This window comes from Clostridium sp. OS1-26, assembly GCF_030915445.1.
Classification (GTDB): Bacteria; Bacillota; Clostridia; order Clostridiales; family Clostridiaceae; genus Clostridium_AM.
Window position 1 is genome coordinate 5,779,765 of record NZ_CP133264.1, and the last position, 15,743, is coordinate 5,795,507.

Consider the following 15,743-nt stretch of genomic DNA (forward strand, 5'->3'; position numbering starts at 1 on the left):
TTATAATTGATATAAAGTTTAGATTTAATTTTTTATATGTGAATGTTCTTTATTTAAGATGCTTCTTTACTTAGGTCTACAGAAACTATCTTGGATATACCTTTCTCCTCCATAGTAACTCCGTACAGCGCATCACTTGCTTCCATTGTTCCTTTTCTATGGGTAATTACAATAAACTGGATGTTTTCTGAGAATTTCTTTAAGAATTCTGCATATCTTGCTACGTTCGCATCATCTAATGCTGCCTCTATTTCATCTAATATACAGAATGGAGTTGGCTTCATCTTTAGTATAGCAAAAAGTAGAGCTATAGCTGAAAGTCCCTTTTCTCCACCGGACATCAAATTAATATTTTGAAGTTTCTTTCCTGGAGGTTGAACTGTTATATCAATATTACCTGTTAGTTCATCTCCATCTGTTAATATTAGATCTGCACTTCCTCCTTTAAAAAGTTCCTTAAATGTTTCATTAAAATTCTCTCTAAGCTTATTAAAGTTCTCATTGAATACCACTCTCATCTTATCAGTCATCTCATTTATTACTCCAGCAAGCTCTTCCTTAGCTCTTATTAAGTCTTCTCTTTGAGTAGTCATAAAACTTACTTTTTCAGTTAGCTCTCTATATTCATCAATAGCTCCAACGTTAACTGTACCTAAAGCTGATATACCACTTTTTAAAGCAGTGATTTCTTTTTTAAACTCTTCCACATTTTCTATGTCTTTTTTGTATTCTAGAGCTTCTGCATAAGTAATTTCAAGTTCATCATTTAGTTTTGAGTACAAAGATTCCTTTTCAGCTGTTAACTTTGTAAGGAAAAGCTGCGCCTTATGTAATTCATCTTCTTTCTTGTTAATCACTAAGTTCAAGCTCTCCATATTATCAGTATCCAATTTAATTTTTTCTTTGATTTTTATAATCTCTATATCTTGCTCTTTAATTTTTTCTTCTAACTCTAAGATGTAATTCTCAATATTTTTTACTTTTTCTTTATTGTGTTCAATTTGACTTTTACACTTATTTATATTCTCTTCCGACTTTTTATTTTCATCTTCTATAAGTTTCTTTTTTGATTTAGCTCAGTTATGTCTAATAATAGTTTATCTAATGTTATATCTTTATTCGAAACACTTTCATCTATCTGAGCTTTCTTTATTTTTAAGTGTGTAAGACTTTCCTTAGAGCTATCGATTTCTTTAACCTTATCCGTTAGCTCTTCTTCAATCTCGGCAATCAAGTTATCATTCTCAACTTGGTTATTAGTTGCAGTTTCTAATTCTTTCTCTCTTGTAGACAGTTCTTCTATGTTTTCCTTTAATTTTTCATTTAACAGTTCTATTTCCCTATTAGATACTACTAAGTTTTCTTTTAGTTTACTGCTTTCGTTGTCAACAGCATTAATTTTACCTTTTAATTTAGTAACTTCGATGTTTTGAAAATAAATCTGATCCTTTAAATTTAAATTTTCTTCATCTAAAGCCTTAATATTGTTTCTATCGTTTTGTATTCTGGAACTTAAAGCAATGATTTTTTCACTTGTATCCTTTACTTTTAACTTAATATCTTCAATTTCTCTTTTTCTTCCAATTATATTTGCATTTTTGCTATGTAAACTTCCTCCTGTCATCGAGCCTCCAGGATTAACAACTTCCCCGGATAGGGTAACTATCTTAAAACTATAATTACTTATTTTCGCTATATGAAGCGCACTATCCATATTGCTACATATTATAGTTCTACCAAGTATATACTCTATTGCATTTGTAAAGACTTTGTCATAACTTATTAGCTCGCTAGCAATTCCTATATATCCATCTACATTCTGTATAGTGCTTGTTATAGATGCCTTTTTACCTTTAACAATAGTAAGCGGTAAAAAGGTAGCCCTACCAATATTATTTTCCTTTAAATATTTTATAAGATTTTTGCTATCTCTTCATTTTGGGTTATTATATCAGATATTGCTCCACCTAATGCTATTTCTACAGCTATTTCAAGTTCTTTTTTTACATTTATTACTTCACCTAAAACAAAACAACTATCTTTTCCTACAGATACTTTACCTTTGTTTACGTCTCCCATCAATGTTTTTACTGATCTATTGTATCCTTCATATTGCTTATCTAAATTTATAAGCATATTATGATTTGCTTCCAATCTACTATGAATATTATTCAATTCTTTAAGTTCTTTTTCTTTGTCAAATAACGTAGAATTTAATTTAGATATCTGCTGAGAATTAATTTTTATGTTATCTTGCAGGGCATCTATTTTTTGTTTTATCTCTTCAATCTGTTCTAAAAGTACTTCTTTAGTTTTTGTATTAATCTTAATTGAATGCAAATAGCTCTCACAAGAATTTTTTATATCTACAGCTTTTTCTGTAAGCATATCAATATCATTTTTTAACATTAAAATATTGTTCTTTAGGTTTGATATATTTCTAAGGTATTCTATCTGATCATCTTTTAATCTCTTTACTAGGCTTGTTTTATCTGAAATAGATGCATCTGTTAAGGCTATATCTTCTTCGTATTTATATATCTGTTTATTTATATCTTCTTGATTGCTTCTCAAAATACTTAGTTCTTTATCTTGAATATTCTTATCAGATATTATATTAGCTAACTTATTTTCGATCTCGTTAATTTCCTTTGAGCTTTTTTGTATATAATTATATAGATTTTCTAACCTTTCACCTAGTAGATTAGTTTCTGACTCTACCTCTTGCTTTTTTGACTTGTTATCATAATATTGTTTTTTATCATTTGAACTCTTTAGGTCTATAGACTCAAGTTTTTCATTCCAGATGTTAATCATTTTTTTAAATTCAGTAAGTTTTAGGTTTAATTCTTCTGTACTTGTATTCATTCCATTAATGGAATCTTCAGCAGAATTTATCTTTTCTTGAACCTTTCCTATCGAGTGAACAATTACATTTATTTCCTTATCCTTGAGCTCTTCCGATAACTTTATAAATTTTTTAGCCTTTTCATTTTCTATACGTAAAGGTTCTAATCTTTCCTCATAAGTACCTAGGATATCATCTATTCTAACAAGATTACTTTCTGTATTTTCTAGTTTTTTTTCTGCTTCTTCCTTTCTCCACTTAAACTTAACTATTCCTGCAGCTTCCTCTAAAAGACTTCTTCTCTCCTCAGGTCTTCCACTTAATACAGCTTCAATTTTACCCTGACCTATTATCGAATATCCTTCCTTACCTATTCCAGTGTCCATAAAAAGTTCATTGATATCCTTTAATCTACATTGAGTATTATTAATGTAATACTCACTTTCTCCGGAACGATAAAGCCTTCTAGAGATAGTAACGTCCGTATAGTCAAGTGCTAGATTTCTATCTTCGTTATCTAACGTGAGAGAAACCTGACAAAGTCCTACAGACTTTCTAAATTGAGTTCCTGCAAAAATTACATCTTCCATCTTGCCGCCTCTAAGGCTTTTTACGCTTTGTTCTCCAAGAACCCACCTTACTGCATCAGAAATATTACTTTTACCACTACCATTTGGGCCTACAATAGCCGTAACTCCATCTTTAAACATTAGTTCAGTCTTATCTGCAAAGGATTTAAAACCCCTTATCTCTATAGATTTTAAATACATAAATAGTACACTCCTTATCTCCCAAATAGCATCGGAAGCAAGCCAACTAAAAACATAAGCGCTACTATATACACCAACGCTTTTCTCATATTTTCTCTTGTCTTCTTTTTCATACTATAACACTCCTTTTTAACTTATATTATACATGTATTATAGAATTTACTTTATATAGTTTATATTATATTAATTAAAATATCAATTATAAAGTTCGGATAAAATAAAAACCCTGCTCATCACAGGGTTTTTTTATTAAACAAAGCTATCTTGGTTCAACTATAAATTTTATTGCTGTTCTTTCTTCACCTTCAATTGTTATTTCTGAAAAAGCAGGAACAACAACTAGATCTATCCCATTCGGAGCAACAAACCCCCTTGTAATTGCTATTGCCTTTACCGCTTGGTTAACTGCTCCTGCGCCTACTGCTTGAACCTCTGCTGTTGAGTTATCCCTCAATACGGCGGCTAAAGCTCCTGCTACTGATTTTGGCTGTGATTGAGCTGATACTTTTAATACTTCCATGTATAATTCCTCCCTACAAATATTGTTCTATTCATAGGAATATTATTCTATAAACTACTGAGATTTCCTTCTTTGTACTTTCTTATCATATATTCATAAATCGACATTTCCATGATCTTTTCTTCTTGTTTTAAAATTAAATTCCCTCTCTGTATACTTTTATCCTGAACGACATCAACATTTGTTGTCTTTAATTGTTTCTTCATGTCATTAAAAAATTTCTTTTTATTTGCATAAAGTTTAGATAAATCCTTATCATTAACTATAATTATAAACTTACCATTAAAATCCTTAGAAGCTTTCTCTAGAATCATATCGTTATAAAGACTACCTTCTACCAACTCTCTAAAAGCTGGATGAAACGGTCCTGCAACTAATTCTCCACCTTCGTTTATTTCTTCTGTAGGTTGAAGCCCTACCCTAATAACCTTTATAGTATTAGCTACAACCATTGAATAAACTATTTTAGCAACATTCACAGCTTCATCAAGATTATAGGGCTTATATATTCCGTTGTTGAACATGCTCTCCATCGGTGTATTTTTTATAACTAGAGCTGGATAAATTCTATAAATATCTGGACTCATAGCAATAGACTTTTTTGCAGTTTCTACGTCTTTCTCCAAGTTATCCCCTGGAAGACCAAGCATTATCTGATGACCAAGTATAAAACCATATTGTTTTATAAGCCTAGAAGCTCTAATTACATCCTCTTCTGAATGGCCTCTACCAGACTTTAATAATACTTCTTTATCTAAAGATTGGATTCCTAACTCTATTATATCTACAGAATAATTTTTAAGATTAGTCAATATTTCATCGTCAATATAATCCGGTCTTGTAGATAAATGTATAAAATCTATATCTCCTCTATCTTTATATTCTTTAGCTATAGCCAAAAGTTCTTTCTGCTTCCCTATGCTTATCGCTGTGAAGGTCCCTCCGAAAAAGGATACCTCTATAACAGAATTTTTTCTATTCATAGTTTTAAGATACTGATCTATTGTATCTCTAGCAAACTTAGCATCTACCTTTTCAGTGATGCCTGTGATTGTACCTTGGTTGCAAAATACACAATTATGGGGACACCCCTCATGTGGTACAAATATAGGTATTATATAATGACGCTTACTCATTCTCTTCCTCCAAAGTCTTCAATGCTTCTTGTGCGGCATTTTGCTCTGACTCCTTTTTGCTGTAGCCAACACCGCTACCTAGAATTGTTCCATCTACAGACACCTCTGTATAGAACTTTCTTCTATGAGGTGGACCTTCATGCTTTATTAAAGAATACTCTATACATACATCCCCATTTTGCTGCATAACTTCCTGAAGTTTAGTCTTATAATCTAGTATTATTTTATTCTTTATAGCCTTTTCTATAATATCTTTAAAATTATCAATAATAAACTTTTTAGCTTTTTCAAACCCATTATCAACGTAAACCGCCGCTATTATTGCTTCCACACAGTCTGCAAGTATAGAAATTCTTTCTCTACCTCCTGTAAGCTCTTCTCCTTTACTCATTCTGATGTATTTTCCAACTCCCCATTTCTTTGCTATTTCATAAAGTGAGTTTTCACATACTATAAGAGCTCTTCGTTTTGTAAGCTCTCCTTCTGATTTATTTGAGTAATTAGTAAATAAAAATTCAGATATACATAGTTGAAGTACAGAATCACCTAAAAATTCTAATCTTTCATTAAACTTTACATTCTTTTTCCCATTCGCATAGGAACTGTGAGTCACAGCCTCTCTTAAAAGATCTTTATCTTGTATATTAATATCTAATTTTTTTTCTAATTCCTCTAAAAACATTTTCCCATTGCTTACCATAATACTACTCCCTCTGAAGTTTATTCTTCAGTCTGCTTTTAAAGATAAACAAATTCAAGAATAAACTGCATATATAATTTATTAGACAAATTTAAAGCCCCGTATAAAACGGGACTTTTTTGAAGTATTATTCTTCAGTGTGAGCCTTTATGTACTCAACTACATCGCTAACAGTAGTTATCTTCTCAGCATCTTCGTCTGGTATCTCTAAATCAAACTCTGTTTCCAAAGCCATTATTAATTCAACTATATCAAGTGAATCTGCACCTAAATCATCAATAAAAGATGATTCCATAGTTACCTCTTCAACGTCAATACCAAGTTGCTCTGATATTAGGTTTTTAATCTTATCAAACATATTTGTCTCACCTCCTAAAAGCTTTATACATAAATAATATTACATAACTTATGCACCGTCAATATAAATAGTGCTAAATTTATTATTCTAAATTATCAAATATTAATACGTTTGTTTTTTTATTCTTTAAATTCCAATTACAACTCTTTTTTAAATTATATACTACATTTCTTTTATATTATCAATTTGAGGTATATTCTCCAATTCGGTTTTTATTTTTTCAATTATATTATTATCATAACAATTTAAAGCCTGCCTTATGGCATTTTTAAATGCCTTACTATCTGAGCTTCCATGAGCTTTTATACAAATTCCCTTCGACCCTAAAAATGCTGATCCACCATGTTCAGAGTAGTCGAGTTTTTTCTTTAATCCTTTAAAAACAGGTTTTAACAATACAGCTCCTATTTTAGCAGTTAAGGATTCCATTATTTCTTGCTTTAACATACCCAGTATATTTAAAGCTACGCCTTCATACATTTTTAATATGGTATTACCTACAAATCCATCACAAACCAATATATTTACATCTCCACTTGATACTTCTCTAGGCTCAACATTGCCAACAAAGTTAAAATCTGTTTTCTTTAATATACCATGAACCGCTTTGGTTAGCTCATTGCCTTTTTCTTCTTCAGTTCCTATATTCACCAAACCTATAGTTGGATTTTTTATACCTAATACACTTTCAAAGTAGATTTTTCCCATCAATGCAAATTGAACCAAATACTGAGGCTTACAGTCCACATTGGCACCAGCATCTACCACCATGAAAGCAGCATTTTTCCCTGGCATTATTGGAGCTAATGCTACTCTATCAATCCCCTTTATTCTGCCAACAATTAAGGTCGCTCCTGTCATTAATGCCCCTGTGCTTCCTGCTGATATAACAGCGTCAGCCTTTCCTTCTTTCACTAATTCTAGTGCTTTAACCAAGCTTGAGTCCTTCTTTTTCCTTATAGCCATAACAGGCGCTTCATTTGTACTTATTACTTCACTGGTGTTTAATACACTAATCCTATCTTCAGGATATTGATATTTAGACAACTCTGCTTTAATTAGTTCTTCTTTACCTGTAATAATTATATTTACATTATACTCTTTTGTCGCTTGAATACATCCTTCTACCACAGCAGCGGGAGCAAAATCTCCACCCATACCATCAACCGCAACTATCATAGTTTCACATCCCTTTTTAATTTAGTTAAAATTCATCTTCTGCTTAATAATAACATAAATTTCTATTTTAAAAAAGATTATAGATATCTAACTTCTATAATTGACTTAACTAAGGTATCTCTATGAATACCTTTAATAAGTTAATCACTCAAGTCGGATATCTATACGTAAAAAAGAAAGTCTATACGACTTTCTTTCCTCTTATTGTTCAGTTGAAACAACTTCTTTGCCCTTATAATATCCACAACTCTTGCACACTCTATGCGCAAGTTTCATTTCATGACACTGAGGACATTCAACTATTCCTGGTAGGCTTAGTTTAACGTTTGCCGCTCTTCTTGAGTCTCTTCTAGCTTTTGAAAATCTTCTCGCTGGATTTCCCACAGTACTACACCTCCTTAATCAGTCAAAAACATATCTTTCAGTTTTGCCAATCTAGGATCAATGACATCTTTCGTACAATTGCATGTAGAAAAATTCAGATTTATACCGCATTGTTGGCATAAGCCCTTGCAGTCTTCTCTGCAAAGTCTTTTGATTGGCAGAGTTACTATAATATTATTTTCTATAATCTCTGTGATATCTATTGTATCACTATCTATAAAGATGACATCATCATCTTTATTTGCCCCATCGTTAGTTGTAAGCTTCTCTTCAATATCTAAGTCTACAGCATAACCAAATTTTTCAAGGCATCTTGAACATGATAATTCTAAAACAGTATTTGCTGTTCCAGTTAAGGTTATAATATCTTCTACCTTAACTAGTATACCATCAAATTTAATCGGCTGCAAAAAATTAATTTGTTCTCTTCCATCAAAAAAACTTGCTTCATCAAGCTCTAAATGGACTTTTTTATTGGCTGTTTGTTTTTTTAATAAATCAGATATATCCAATTTCATAATGCTCACCTCTATATATTAGCCACAATTTATTATATAGAGATGAGCATTAAAAGTCAAGATTTATTTATTTTTTGTCAGATAATGAAATATTTTATTATTTTGCGCTTTCAACTATTTCCTTTGTATCTCTAGCTATCATAAGCTCTTCATCTGTTGGTATAACAAATACTTTAACTTTTGAATCAGCAGTACTTATTTCTGTAGCTTTTCCTCTAACATTGTTTTTCTCAGCATCAATGTTAATTCCCAAATATTGTAATCCATCACAGATTTCTGCTCTACTTGTTATTGAGTTTTCTCCAAGACCTGCAGTAAATACTATACAATCTACTCCATTAAGTGCTGCTGCATATGCACCAATTGAAGTTCTTACTCTATAGTGGAATACATCTAAAGCAAGCTCTGCTCTCTTATTTCCATCTTTTGCAGCATTTTCTATATCTCTAAAGTCACTGCTTACGCCTGATACGCCAAGAACACCTGACTTCTTATTCATTAAGTTATCTACTTCTTCAATGCTCATACCAGTTTCTTTTACTAAGAAAGGTACTATAGCTGGATCTATATCTCCGCATCTAGTTCCCATAGCCACACCTGCAAGAGGAGTGAATCCCATTGTAGTATCAACTGATTTTCCACCTTTTACTGCTGATAAACTAGCTCCATTTCCTAAATGGCAAGTTATAATTTTTAAGTCTTCTATATTTTTACCCATCATTTGAGCAGCTGTCATTGAAACAAATCTGTGTGAAGTACCGTGGAAACCGTACTTTCTTATGCCATACTGTTTATATAATTCATATGGTAATGCATAAATAAACGCTTCTTCTGGTAAAGTTTGATGGAATGCTGTATCAAATACTCCTACCATTGGTGTACTTGGCATTAACTCTCTGCAAGCATTTATTCCTATTATGTTTGGTGGGTTATGTAGTGGAGCTAATTTTACACATTCTTGTAAAGCTTCCATAACATTTTCATCAATTAATACTGATCCCGCATATTTTTCTCCACCATGAACAACTCTGTGTCCTACTGCTGATATTTCTGACATATCACTTATTACACCATGCTCTTTGTCAACAAGAGCATCAAGTACTAGTTTTATAGCTACTTTATGGTCTTTCATTGGTTGTTCTATTACATACTTTTCATCATTAACTTTTTGAGTTAATATTGAACCTTCGATACCTATTCTTTCTACTAGACCTTTTGCTAATGCATTTTCATTTTCCATATTTATTAACTGATATTTTAAAGATGAGCTTCCACAGTTTATTACTAATACTTTCATTCTTACCTTCTCCCTTCGGCTAGTTAAACTTTAATCTATTTGTAAAAATTTAGCTATTAATTATTTTGCTTGATCTTGCGCTTGGATTGCAGTTATAGCTACAACATTCACTATGTCATCTGCACTACATCCTCTTGATAAATCATTTATAGGTTTAGCAAATCCTTGGCATACAGGTCCTATAGCATCAGCACCTGCAAATCTTTGTACTAACTTATATCCTATATTACCTGCTTGTAAGTCTGGGAATACTAAAACATTAGCTTTACCAGCAACTTTGCTGTTTGGAGCCTTTAAGTCAGCTACTTTCTTAACTATAGCAGCATCTAGTTGTAATTCTCCATCTATATCTAAATCAGGTCTCATTTCTTTAGCTAGTTCAGTAGCTCTTCTTACTTTATCTACTAATTCATGTTGCGCACTTCCCATAGTTGAGAACGATAACATTGCAACTCTTGGCTCCATTCCACAAAGAGTTTTAGCAGTTTCAGCTGTGCTTATTGCTATTGATGCTAGCTCTTCAGCAGTTGGACATGGGTTTACTGCACAATCTGCAAAAGAAGCATACCATTTTCACCATATTGACAGTTAGGTACTTCCATTATAAATGTACTTGATACTACAGATATTCCTGGTGCAGTTTTGATTATTTGAAGTCCTGGTCTTAATAAATCTCCAGTAGTATGTATAGCTCCTGAAACTAATCCATCAGCATGACCTAATTTAACCATCATTGTTCCGAAATATAATGGGTCTCTAACGATTTTGTCTGCTTTTTCTAGAGTCATTCCTTTATTCTTTCTTAGCTCATAAAATCCATTAGCATATTCTTGAGTTTTATCTGAAGTTTCAGGATCAAGTACCTCAACGCCATCTAAACTTACTCCTAAACTTGCAGCCTTATCTCTAATTACCGTTTCAGATCCAACTAGAATAACATTAGCAAGACCTTCTTGCATTATTTTACCGCACGCCTGAAGATTTCTTTCTTCTTCACCTTCAGGTAAGACAATTCTTTTCTTGTCAGCTTGAGCTTTTGCCCAAACTTGTTTCATTAAATTTGACATGTTCGTCTCTCCCTCCAAAATAAAAATAAAAATGAAAATAAGCTAAAATTGCATACACTTATAATATAATCCTTTTTTAATGTACTTTTCAATAAAAAAATATAAATTTTAAATTTTTTTATTGAAAAAGTTTTTTATTAATAATTTCATATCTAACAGAAATACTATTTTTGTATTAATTTGTTGTAAGGTTATTGCAATGTTTTATTAACGATATTGCAATTTTTAAAATTTAATTAAAATTGCAAATATCTTGCCTTATTTTTTGCTATATACATAAATTATGATTTAGAAGATATTTATTTTTTATATTTATATTTGGCCTAGCTTTTTTACTTGATAATCAATAAAATAAATCTTGCTGATTAAAACAAAAATAAATATAATTATTTATAATTTGGTAATTTAGGAGGTTAAAGTCCTAAATGGACTTTAACGGGTAATTTTGCTAGGTAAAAGTTCTAAATGAACTTTTACGGGTAACTTGTGAGCGGAAGCGAAAATATTAAGTTACCCAGTACCCGAAGGGAGACGAGCAAAATTACCCAGTGTTCCGACTAAAAGGAGGATTGAACATTGAGTGTAACCGGTATTGTAGTTGAATATAACCCTTTTCACAAAGGACACTTACATCATATAAATGCGACTAAGGAGCTGACAGGTTGCTCCTATATTATTGCTGTAATGAGTGGCAATTTTGTTCAAAGAGGTGTTCCCGCTATGATTGACAAGTGGAGCAGAGCAAAGACTGCATTAATGAACGGAGTTGATCTTGTAATAGAACTTCCTTTAATATATAGCCTATCCTCCGCTGAATTTTTTTCTTTCGGTGCAGTAAGTCTTTTAAATAGTTTAGGAGTAGTGGATAATATATGTTTCGGAAGTGAATGTGGAGATTCTAAAGTTCTATATGATATAGCTAATATACTGTCCCATGAACCAGATGAGTATAAAGAAATTTTAAAACAAAAGCTTCAACTTGGATTAGCTTATCCAAGTGCTAGAAGCAAGGCTTTATTAGATTATATTGGTAGTTATGATGTTAATTTTTTGTCGAATTTTAATATTGAAGAAATTTTATCTTCCTCAAACAATATACTTGGAATAGAATATTGTAAAAGCCTTATAAGATTACAAAGTTCTATAAAACCATTCTCTATTCAAAGACAGGGCAGTGATTATAATAGTACATACTTTGAAAGTGAATTCTCCAGCGCATCATCAATAAGAAAACATATTAAAGATACTAGAAATATTAATGGCATTGAAAATTATGTACCTAAAAATACATATGATCTGCTACTTTCATTATTTGAAAGCAATTATACTTTTTCTTCTGAAGATTTAATGCTTCCATATATTAAATATAAATATATGCTATATAAAGATACCATAGAGCAACTTCCAGACGTATCTGAAGGTATTCACAATAGAATATATAAATTTTTAGAAGATGCTGAAAGCTATGAAAAGCTTATTAATTCTATCAAGACTAAAAGATACGCCTACTCACGTATTAGTAGGATTTTATGTCAATTCTTTATAGGTTTTGAAAATTTCAATACTTATGAATTAAGAAAGAGAAAATGTCCCTATGCTAGAATTTTAGGATTTAATAGTAACGGTCTAAGACTGTTAAAAAATATAAAAAAAGAATCTTTAATCCCTATATATACAAAAATTCCAAAGGATTTAGATGATATTCTTTCTTTAGATATACAAGGAACAAGGCTTTATAGCTTACTAAATAAAAATATAAATCCTAACTCCGATTATTTGATAAGTCCTATTATGTTTAAATAAATAGATATATTTTAACCGCCTATTAAAATTTGTGTTAATAATTAAATACTAAAAGTTAGAATAAGAAGTAAAAACTTTAAATATAATTTTAGTAAATTATATTTATTAAAATACATTTAACTTATATTCTGAACACTTTTATATGAAACTCCTTCTCCTTTCGTCGAATGAGTAAGCGATCATATCAAAATCAGCACTCTGTGTAAGCGACTATCTCAAAATCATAGATTTTGGATATCTGCTTAAGATTTTGTATGTCTGCTTAAACTTAATACAAAAAGTAGGTGGTTATAATTTGAAAATTTTATTTTATATAATAATTATACTTATTCTTATATTGACAATATATTTATTAAAAAACAAAAACATTTTTGTAACTATACTCTGTTCTCTGCTGATATTACAAATCATAGCAGCACCTAAGGTATGCATAGATGGGGTTATATCAGGAGCATTGCTCTTTTTTTACAAGGTTTTCCCATCTCTTTTTTCTTTTTTGGTAGTATCAAATATAATGCTAGCTTATGATGGGGTTCATATATATTCCAAAGTATTAGGAAACATCATATGCAAGCCTCTCAGGCTTCCTAAAAGCTGTAATTTCGTACTAATTATTAGTTTATTATGTGGTTATCCTTTAGGAGCAAAATATGCCTGTGACTTATATGAGAAAAATATTATAGATTTAAAAACCTGTGAAAGACTTCTTAATATAGCCTCAAATGCGAGTCCATTATTTGTTCTTGGTTCAGTAGGTATATCTATGCTTAAAAACTCCTATATAGGATATATATTACTTTTGTCAAACTTACTTTCTTGTATAATAATGGGCGTGGTTCTTCCTAATAGAGTTAAAATTAATATAAAGAATATCTATGAAGATAAGTTTACTTATTCAGATTCAAACATAGGAAATATTCTTAAATCAAGTATAGAGGGGGCTATCAGAACATGTTTATCCATAGGTGGGTTTGTAACTCTTTTTTCAGTTGTAAATAATATACTTAAGACAAATTATCTGTTTAACATGTTTATATATAATATATCAATTTTGACTCATATATCGAAAAATATAGTCGAAGGATTTGCCTTAGGAATAATCGAAATGACTAATGGATGTAGTTTAATTGCTGCCTCCAATACATCTATTACTATTAAAATTGCACTTGTAAGCTTTCTTTTTACATTCAGTGGTTTATCCATTATATCTCAGGTTTATTCCTTTACATACAAATTTGATATATCAATAAAAAAATATGCCTTGAGAAAAATTCTTCAAGGCTGTATATGTTCCATACTAAGCATAGTAATGTACGAAAATGGACTATTAAATTTTTCAGAACAGGCCTTTATGTATAATCATTTTACTCAAGCTAAAATGTCAGTTATATTTATAGTAACAATGTTAGCTCTAATATCTCCATGGTTTACTATTAGAATTAAAAATTTATTTCATCTCCCTTAGTTCCTTTACGTTTTGTCTAATTTCATTAGTTTTTAAGTTTACATTGCGCTCTAAATGAATAACAAATTCCTCCAGATCACCTTTTAAAACTTCTAGGAGTTGACTCTTCTTTGCAGTTATCTCTCTGTCTAAGTCATTTAAAATTGCATTCGCATAATCTCTAGCACCCAGTCTTACAGCCTTTGCATTTCTCTGAGCAGAAGCGATAATTTCTTCTGCTCTCACATTTGCTTCTCTAGTAATATCATGATTTTCAATTTGCTTTCTAAGGAGATTTAAATTTTCTTTTTTTAAGTTTTCTGCTTCCTGTATTGCTTCACTTAATATTCTTTCCTTTTCTTCGATAACCCATTGCGCCTTTTTCAATTCATCTGGCATATGATGAATTATTTTTTCTATTATTTCTAATGTTTCTTTTTTATCCACCACAACTTTGCCCATCATAGGAACCTTTGATGATGTTTCTATTATCTCATGAAGATATTCCAGTAATTTTATTACATCCATACTTTTCCCCCCTAAAGGCGGTTAACCTTTTTCATAATATCAGGTATTATTTCATCTGGAACTAAATCTTTAATGCATCCCCCAAACATAGCCACTTGCTTTACAGATGAGGAGCTTAAAAATGAATTTTTTGCACTTGTCATCATAAATACCGTTTCTATGTTCGGGTCTAATTTACTATTCATAAGAGACATTTGAAATTCATACTCAAAATCTGATACGGCACGAAGACCTTTTATTATAACTTTAGCACCTTTATTTTTCATAAAGTGAATTAAAAGTCCACTAAAACTTTCTACTTTCACATTTGGAATGTCTTTAACTGCTCTTTGAATCAATTCAACTCTTTCTTCAATATCAAAAAGGCCTTTTTTCTGAGGATTTACAAGTACTCCTACTGTCACTTCATCAAATACTTTAGCAGATCTTCTTATTATATCTAAATGTCCATTAGTTACTGGATCAAAACTCCCTGGATAAACTGCTGTTTTCATTATTATTAGTCCTCCTTATATCTGTAAAAACATACAGTCGTATTCCCGTATCTCCTGTGATCTACAAGAATAATTTTCTCTGTACCCTGGTACAGCTCCTCCTTGGTATCAATCTTAGTTACAATAAGGCCTTCTTTGTCTAATAATCCTTCTTTCTCTATTATCTCTACTGCCGGTGGAATTAGATTTTTTAAATAAGGCGGATCTAGGAAAATTATATCAAAAGTTATTTTTCTTTTCGAAAATTCCTCCAAAGCTTTATATGAATCCATATTGAGACATTTACATATTTGTCCAAAGTTTAAATTTTCAACATTTTTATTCAAAAATGAAAATGTAACTTTGTCTCTATCAACTAAATAACATTCCTTAGCTCCTCTGCTTGCTGCTTCTAACCCTAAGCTTCCTGTGCCTGAAAATACATCTACTACAGTAGCGCCGTAAACTCTATTTTGTATTATATTAAATATAGATTCCTTAATTCTATCTAAAGTAGGTCTGGTAGTATCCATGCCAACCGGTGACAAAATTTTTCTACCCTTTGCAAGACCTGCAATAATTCTCATGATTTTTCCTCCTTTTAGTGGTCACACTGGGTAATTTTGCTTGTTTCCCTTCGGGCACTGGGTAACTTAATATTTTCGCTTCCGCTCACAAGTTACCCGTAAAAATTCATTTAGAACTTTTACCTAGCAAA

14 protein-coding genes and 2 pseudogenes are annotated in these 15,743 nt (G+C 31.0%); 2 read left to right on the forward strand and 14 right to left on the reverse strand.

Features of this window, described 5'->3' with window-relative positions; translation table 11 throughout:
• Positions 1-53: 53 nt before the first annotated feature.
• The 11 genes and pseudogenes from smc to pta form a co-directional block, all read right to left on the reverse strand.
• Positions 54-3,618: pseudogene (smc, locus tag RCG18_RS28430) on the reverse strand (chromosome segregation protein SMC).
• Positions 3,619-3,632: 14 nt separating this feature from the next.
• The gene (locus tag RCG18_RS28435; protein ID WP_308039330.1) at positions 3,633-3,731 is read right to left on the reverse strand and encodes a DUF4044 domain-containing protein; all 99 of its coding nucleotides are present in this window, start codon (positions 3,729-3,731) and stop codon (positions 3,633-3,635) included.
• Positions 3,732-3,877: 146 nt separating this feature from the next.
• The gene (locus RCG18_RS28440; RefSeq protein ID WP_218318998.1) at positions 3,878-4,138 is read right to left on the reverse strand and encodes a stage V sporulation protein S; all 261 of its coding nucleotides are present in this window, start codon (positions 4,136-4,138) and stop codon (positions 3,878-3,880) included.
• A 47-nt stretch (positions 4,139-4,185) separates the two neighbouring features.
• A complete protein-coding gene (locus tag RCG18_RS28445; RefSeq protein ID WP_308039331.1) occupies positions 4,186-5,274 on the reverse strand; it encodes a radical SAM protein in 1,089 nt (362 codons plus the stop codon).
• The gene (gene rnc / locus RCG18_RS28450) at positions 5,267-5,974 is read right to left on the reverse strand and encodes a ribonuclease III (RefSeq protein WP_308039332.1); all 708 of its coding nucleotides are present in this window, start codon (positions 5,972-5,974) and stop codon (positions 5,267-5,269) included. Before rnc ends, RCG18_RS28445 begins: the two co-directional genes overlap by 8 nt.
• A 127-nt stretch (positions 5,975-6,101) precedes the next feature.
• Entirely contained in the window at positions 6,102-6,332 is a 231-nt protein-coding gene (acpP, locus tag RCG18_RS28455; protein WP_308039333.1) for an acyl carrier protein, read from the reverse strand.
• A 162-nt stretch (positions 6,333-6,494) separates the two neighbouring features.
• The gene (gene plsX, locus RCG18_RS28460; protein WP_308039334.1) at positions 6,495-7,511 is read right to left on the reverse strand and encodes a phosphate acyltransferase PlsX; all 1,017 of its coding nucleotides are present in this window, start codon (positions 7,509-7,511) and stop codon (positions 6,495-6,497) included.
• Positions 7,512-7,712: 201 nt separating this feature from the next.
• Entirely contained in the window at positions 7,713-7,895 is a 183-nt protein-coding gene (gene rpmF, locus RCG18_RS28465) for a 50S ribosomal protein L32 (RefSeq protein WP_178910758.1), read from the reverse strand.
• 14 nt (positions 7,896-7,909) lie between these two features.
• Positions 7,910-8,413, reverse strand: a complete 504-nt coding sequence (locus RCG18_RS28470; protein ID WP_308039335.1) for a DUF177 domain-containing protein — start codon at positions 8,411-8,413, stop codon at positions 7,910-7,912.
• 97 nt (positions 8,414-8,510) lie between these two features.
• Positions 8,511-9,710, reverse strand: coding sequence for an acetate kinase (locus RCG18_RS28475; RefSeq protein WP_308039336.1), 1,200 nt, complete (start codon positions 9,708-9,710; stop codon positions 8,511-8,513).
• 60 nt (positions 9,711-9,770) lie between these two features.
• Positions 9,771-10,777, reverse strand: a pseudogene (gene pta, locus RCG18_RS28480) (phosphate acetyltransferase).
• 576 nt (positions 10,778-11,353) lie between these two features.
• Here pta and RCG18_RS28485 point away from each other — a divergent pair.
• Both RCG18_RS28485 and ylbJ read left to right on the forward strand, forming a co-directional pair.
• The gene (locus tag RCG18_RS28485) at positions 11,354-12,580 is read left to right on the forward strand and encodes a nucleotidyltransferase (RefSeq protein ID WP_308039337.1); all 1,227 of its coding nucleotides are present in this window, start codon (positions 11,354-11,356) and stop codon (positions 12,578-12,580) included.
• Positions 12,581-12,875: 295 nt separating this feature from the next.
• Positions 12,876-14,045: a sporulation integral membrane protein YlbJ gene (gene ylbJ, locus RCG18_RS28490; protein ID WP_308039338.1), complete on the forward strand. Its 1,170-nt coding sequence runs from the start codon at positions 12,876-12,878 to the stop codon at positions 14,043-14,045.
• Here the strand turns inward: ylbJ and RCG18_RS28495 are convergent.
• The 3 genes from RCG18_RS28495 to rsmD are packed head-to-tail and all read right to left on the reverse strand — an operon-like array spanning position 14,028 to position 15,612.
• The gene (locus RCG18_RS28495) at positions 14,028-14,552 is read right to left on the reverse strand and encodes an ATPase (RefSeq protein WP_308039339.1); all 525 of its coding nucleotides are present in this window, start codon (positions 14,550-14,552) and stop codon (positions 14,028-14,030) included. The two genes, ylbJ and RCG18_RS28495, sit on opposite strands and share 18 nt — an antisense overlap.
• 11 nt (positions 14,553-14,563) lie before the next feature.
• Complete coding sequence (gene coaD, locus RCG18_RS28500) at positions 14,564-15,046, reverse strand: pantetheine-phosphate adenylyltransferase (RefSeq protein WP_308039340.1); 483 nt, start codon at positions 15,044-15,046, stop codon at positions 14,564-14,566.
• A 5-nt stretch (positions 15,047-15,051) separates the two neighbouring features.
• A complete protein-coding gene (gene rsmD, locus RCG18_RS28505; RefSeq protein ID WP_308039341.1) occupies positions 15,052-15,612 on the reverse strand; it encodes a 16S rRNA (guanine(966)-N(2))-methyltransferase RsmD in 561 nt (186 codons plus the stop codon).
• Positions 15,613-15,743 lie beyond the last annotated feature (131 nt).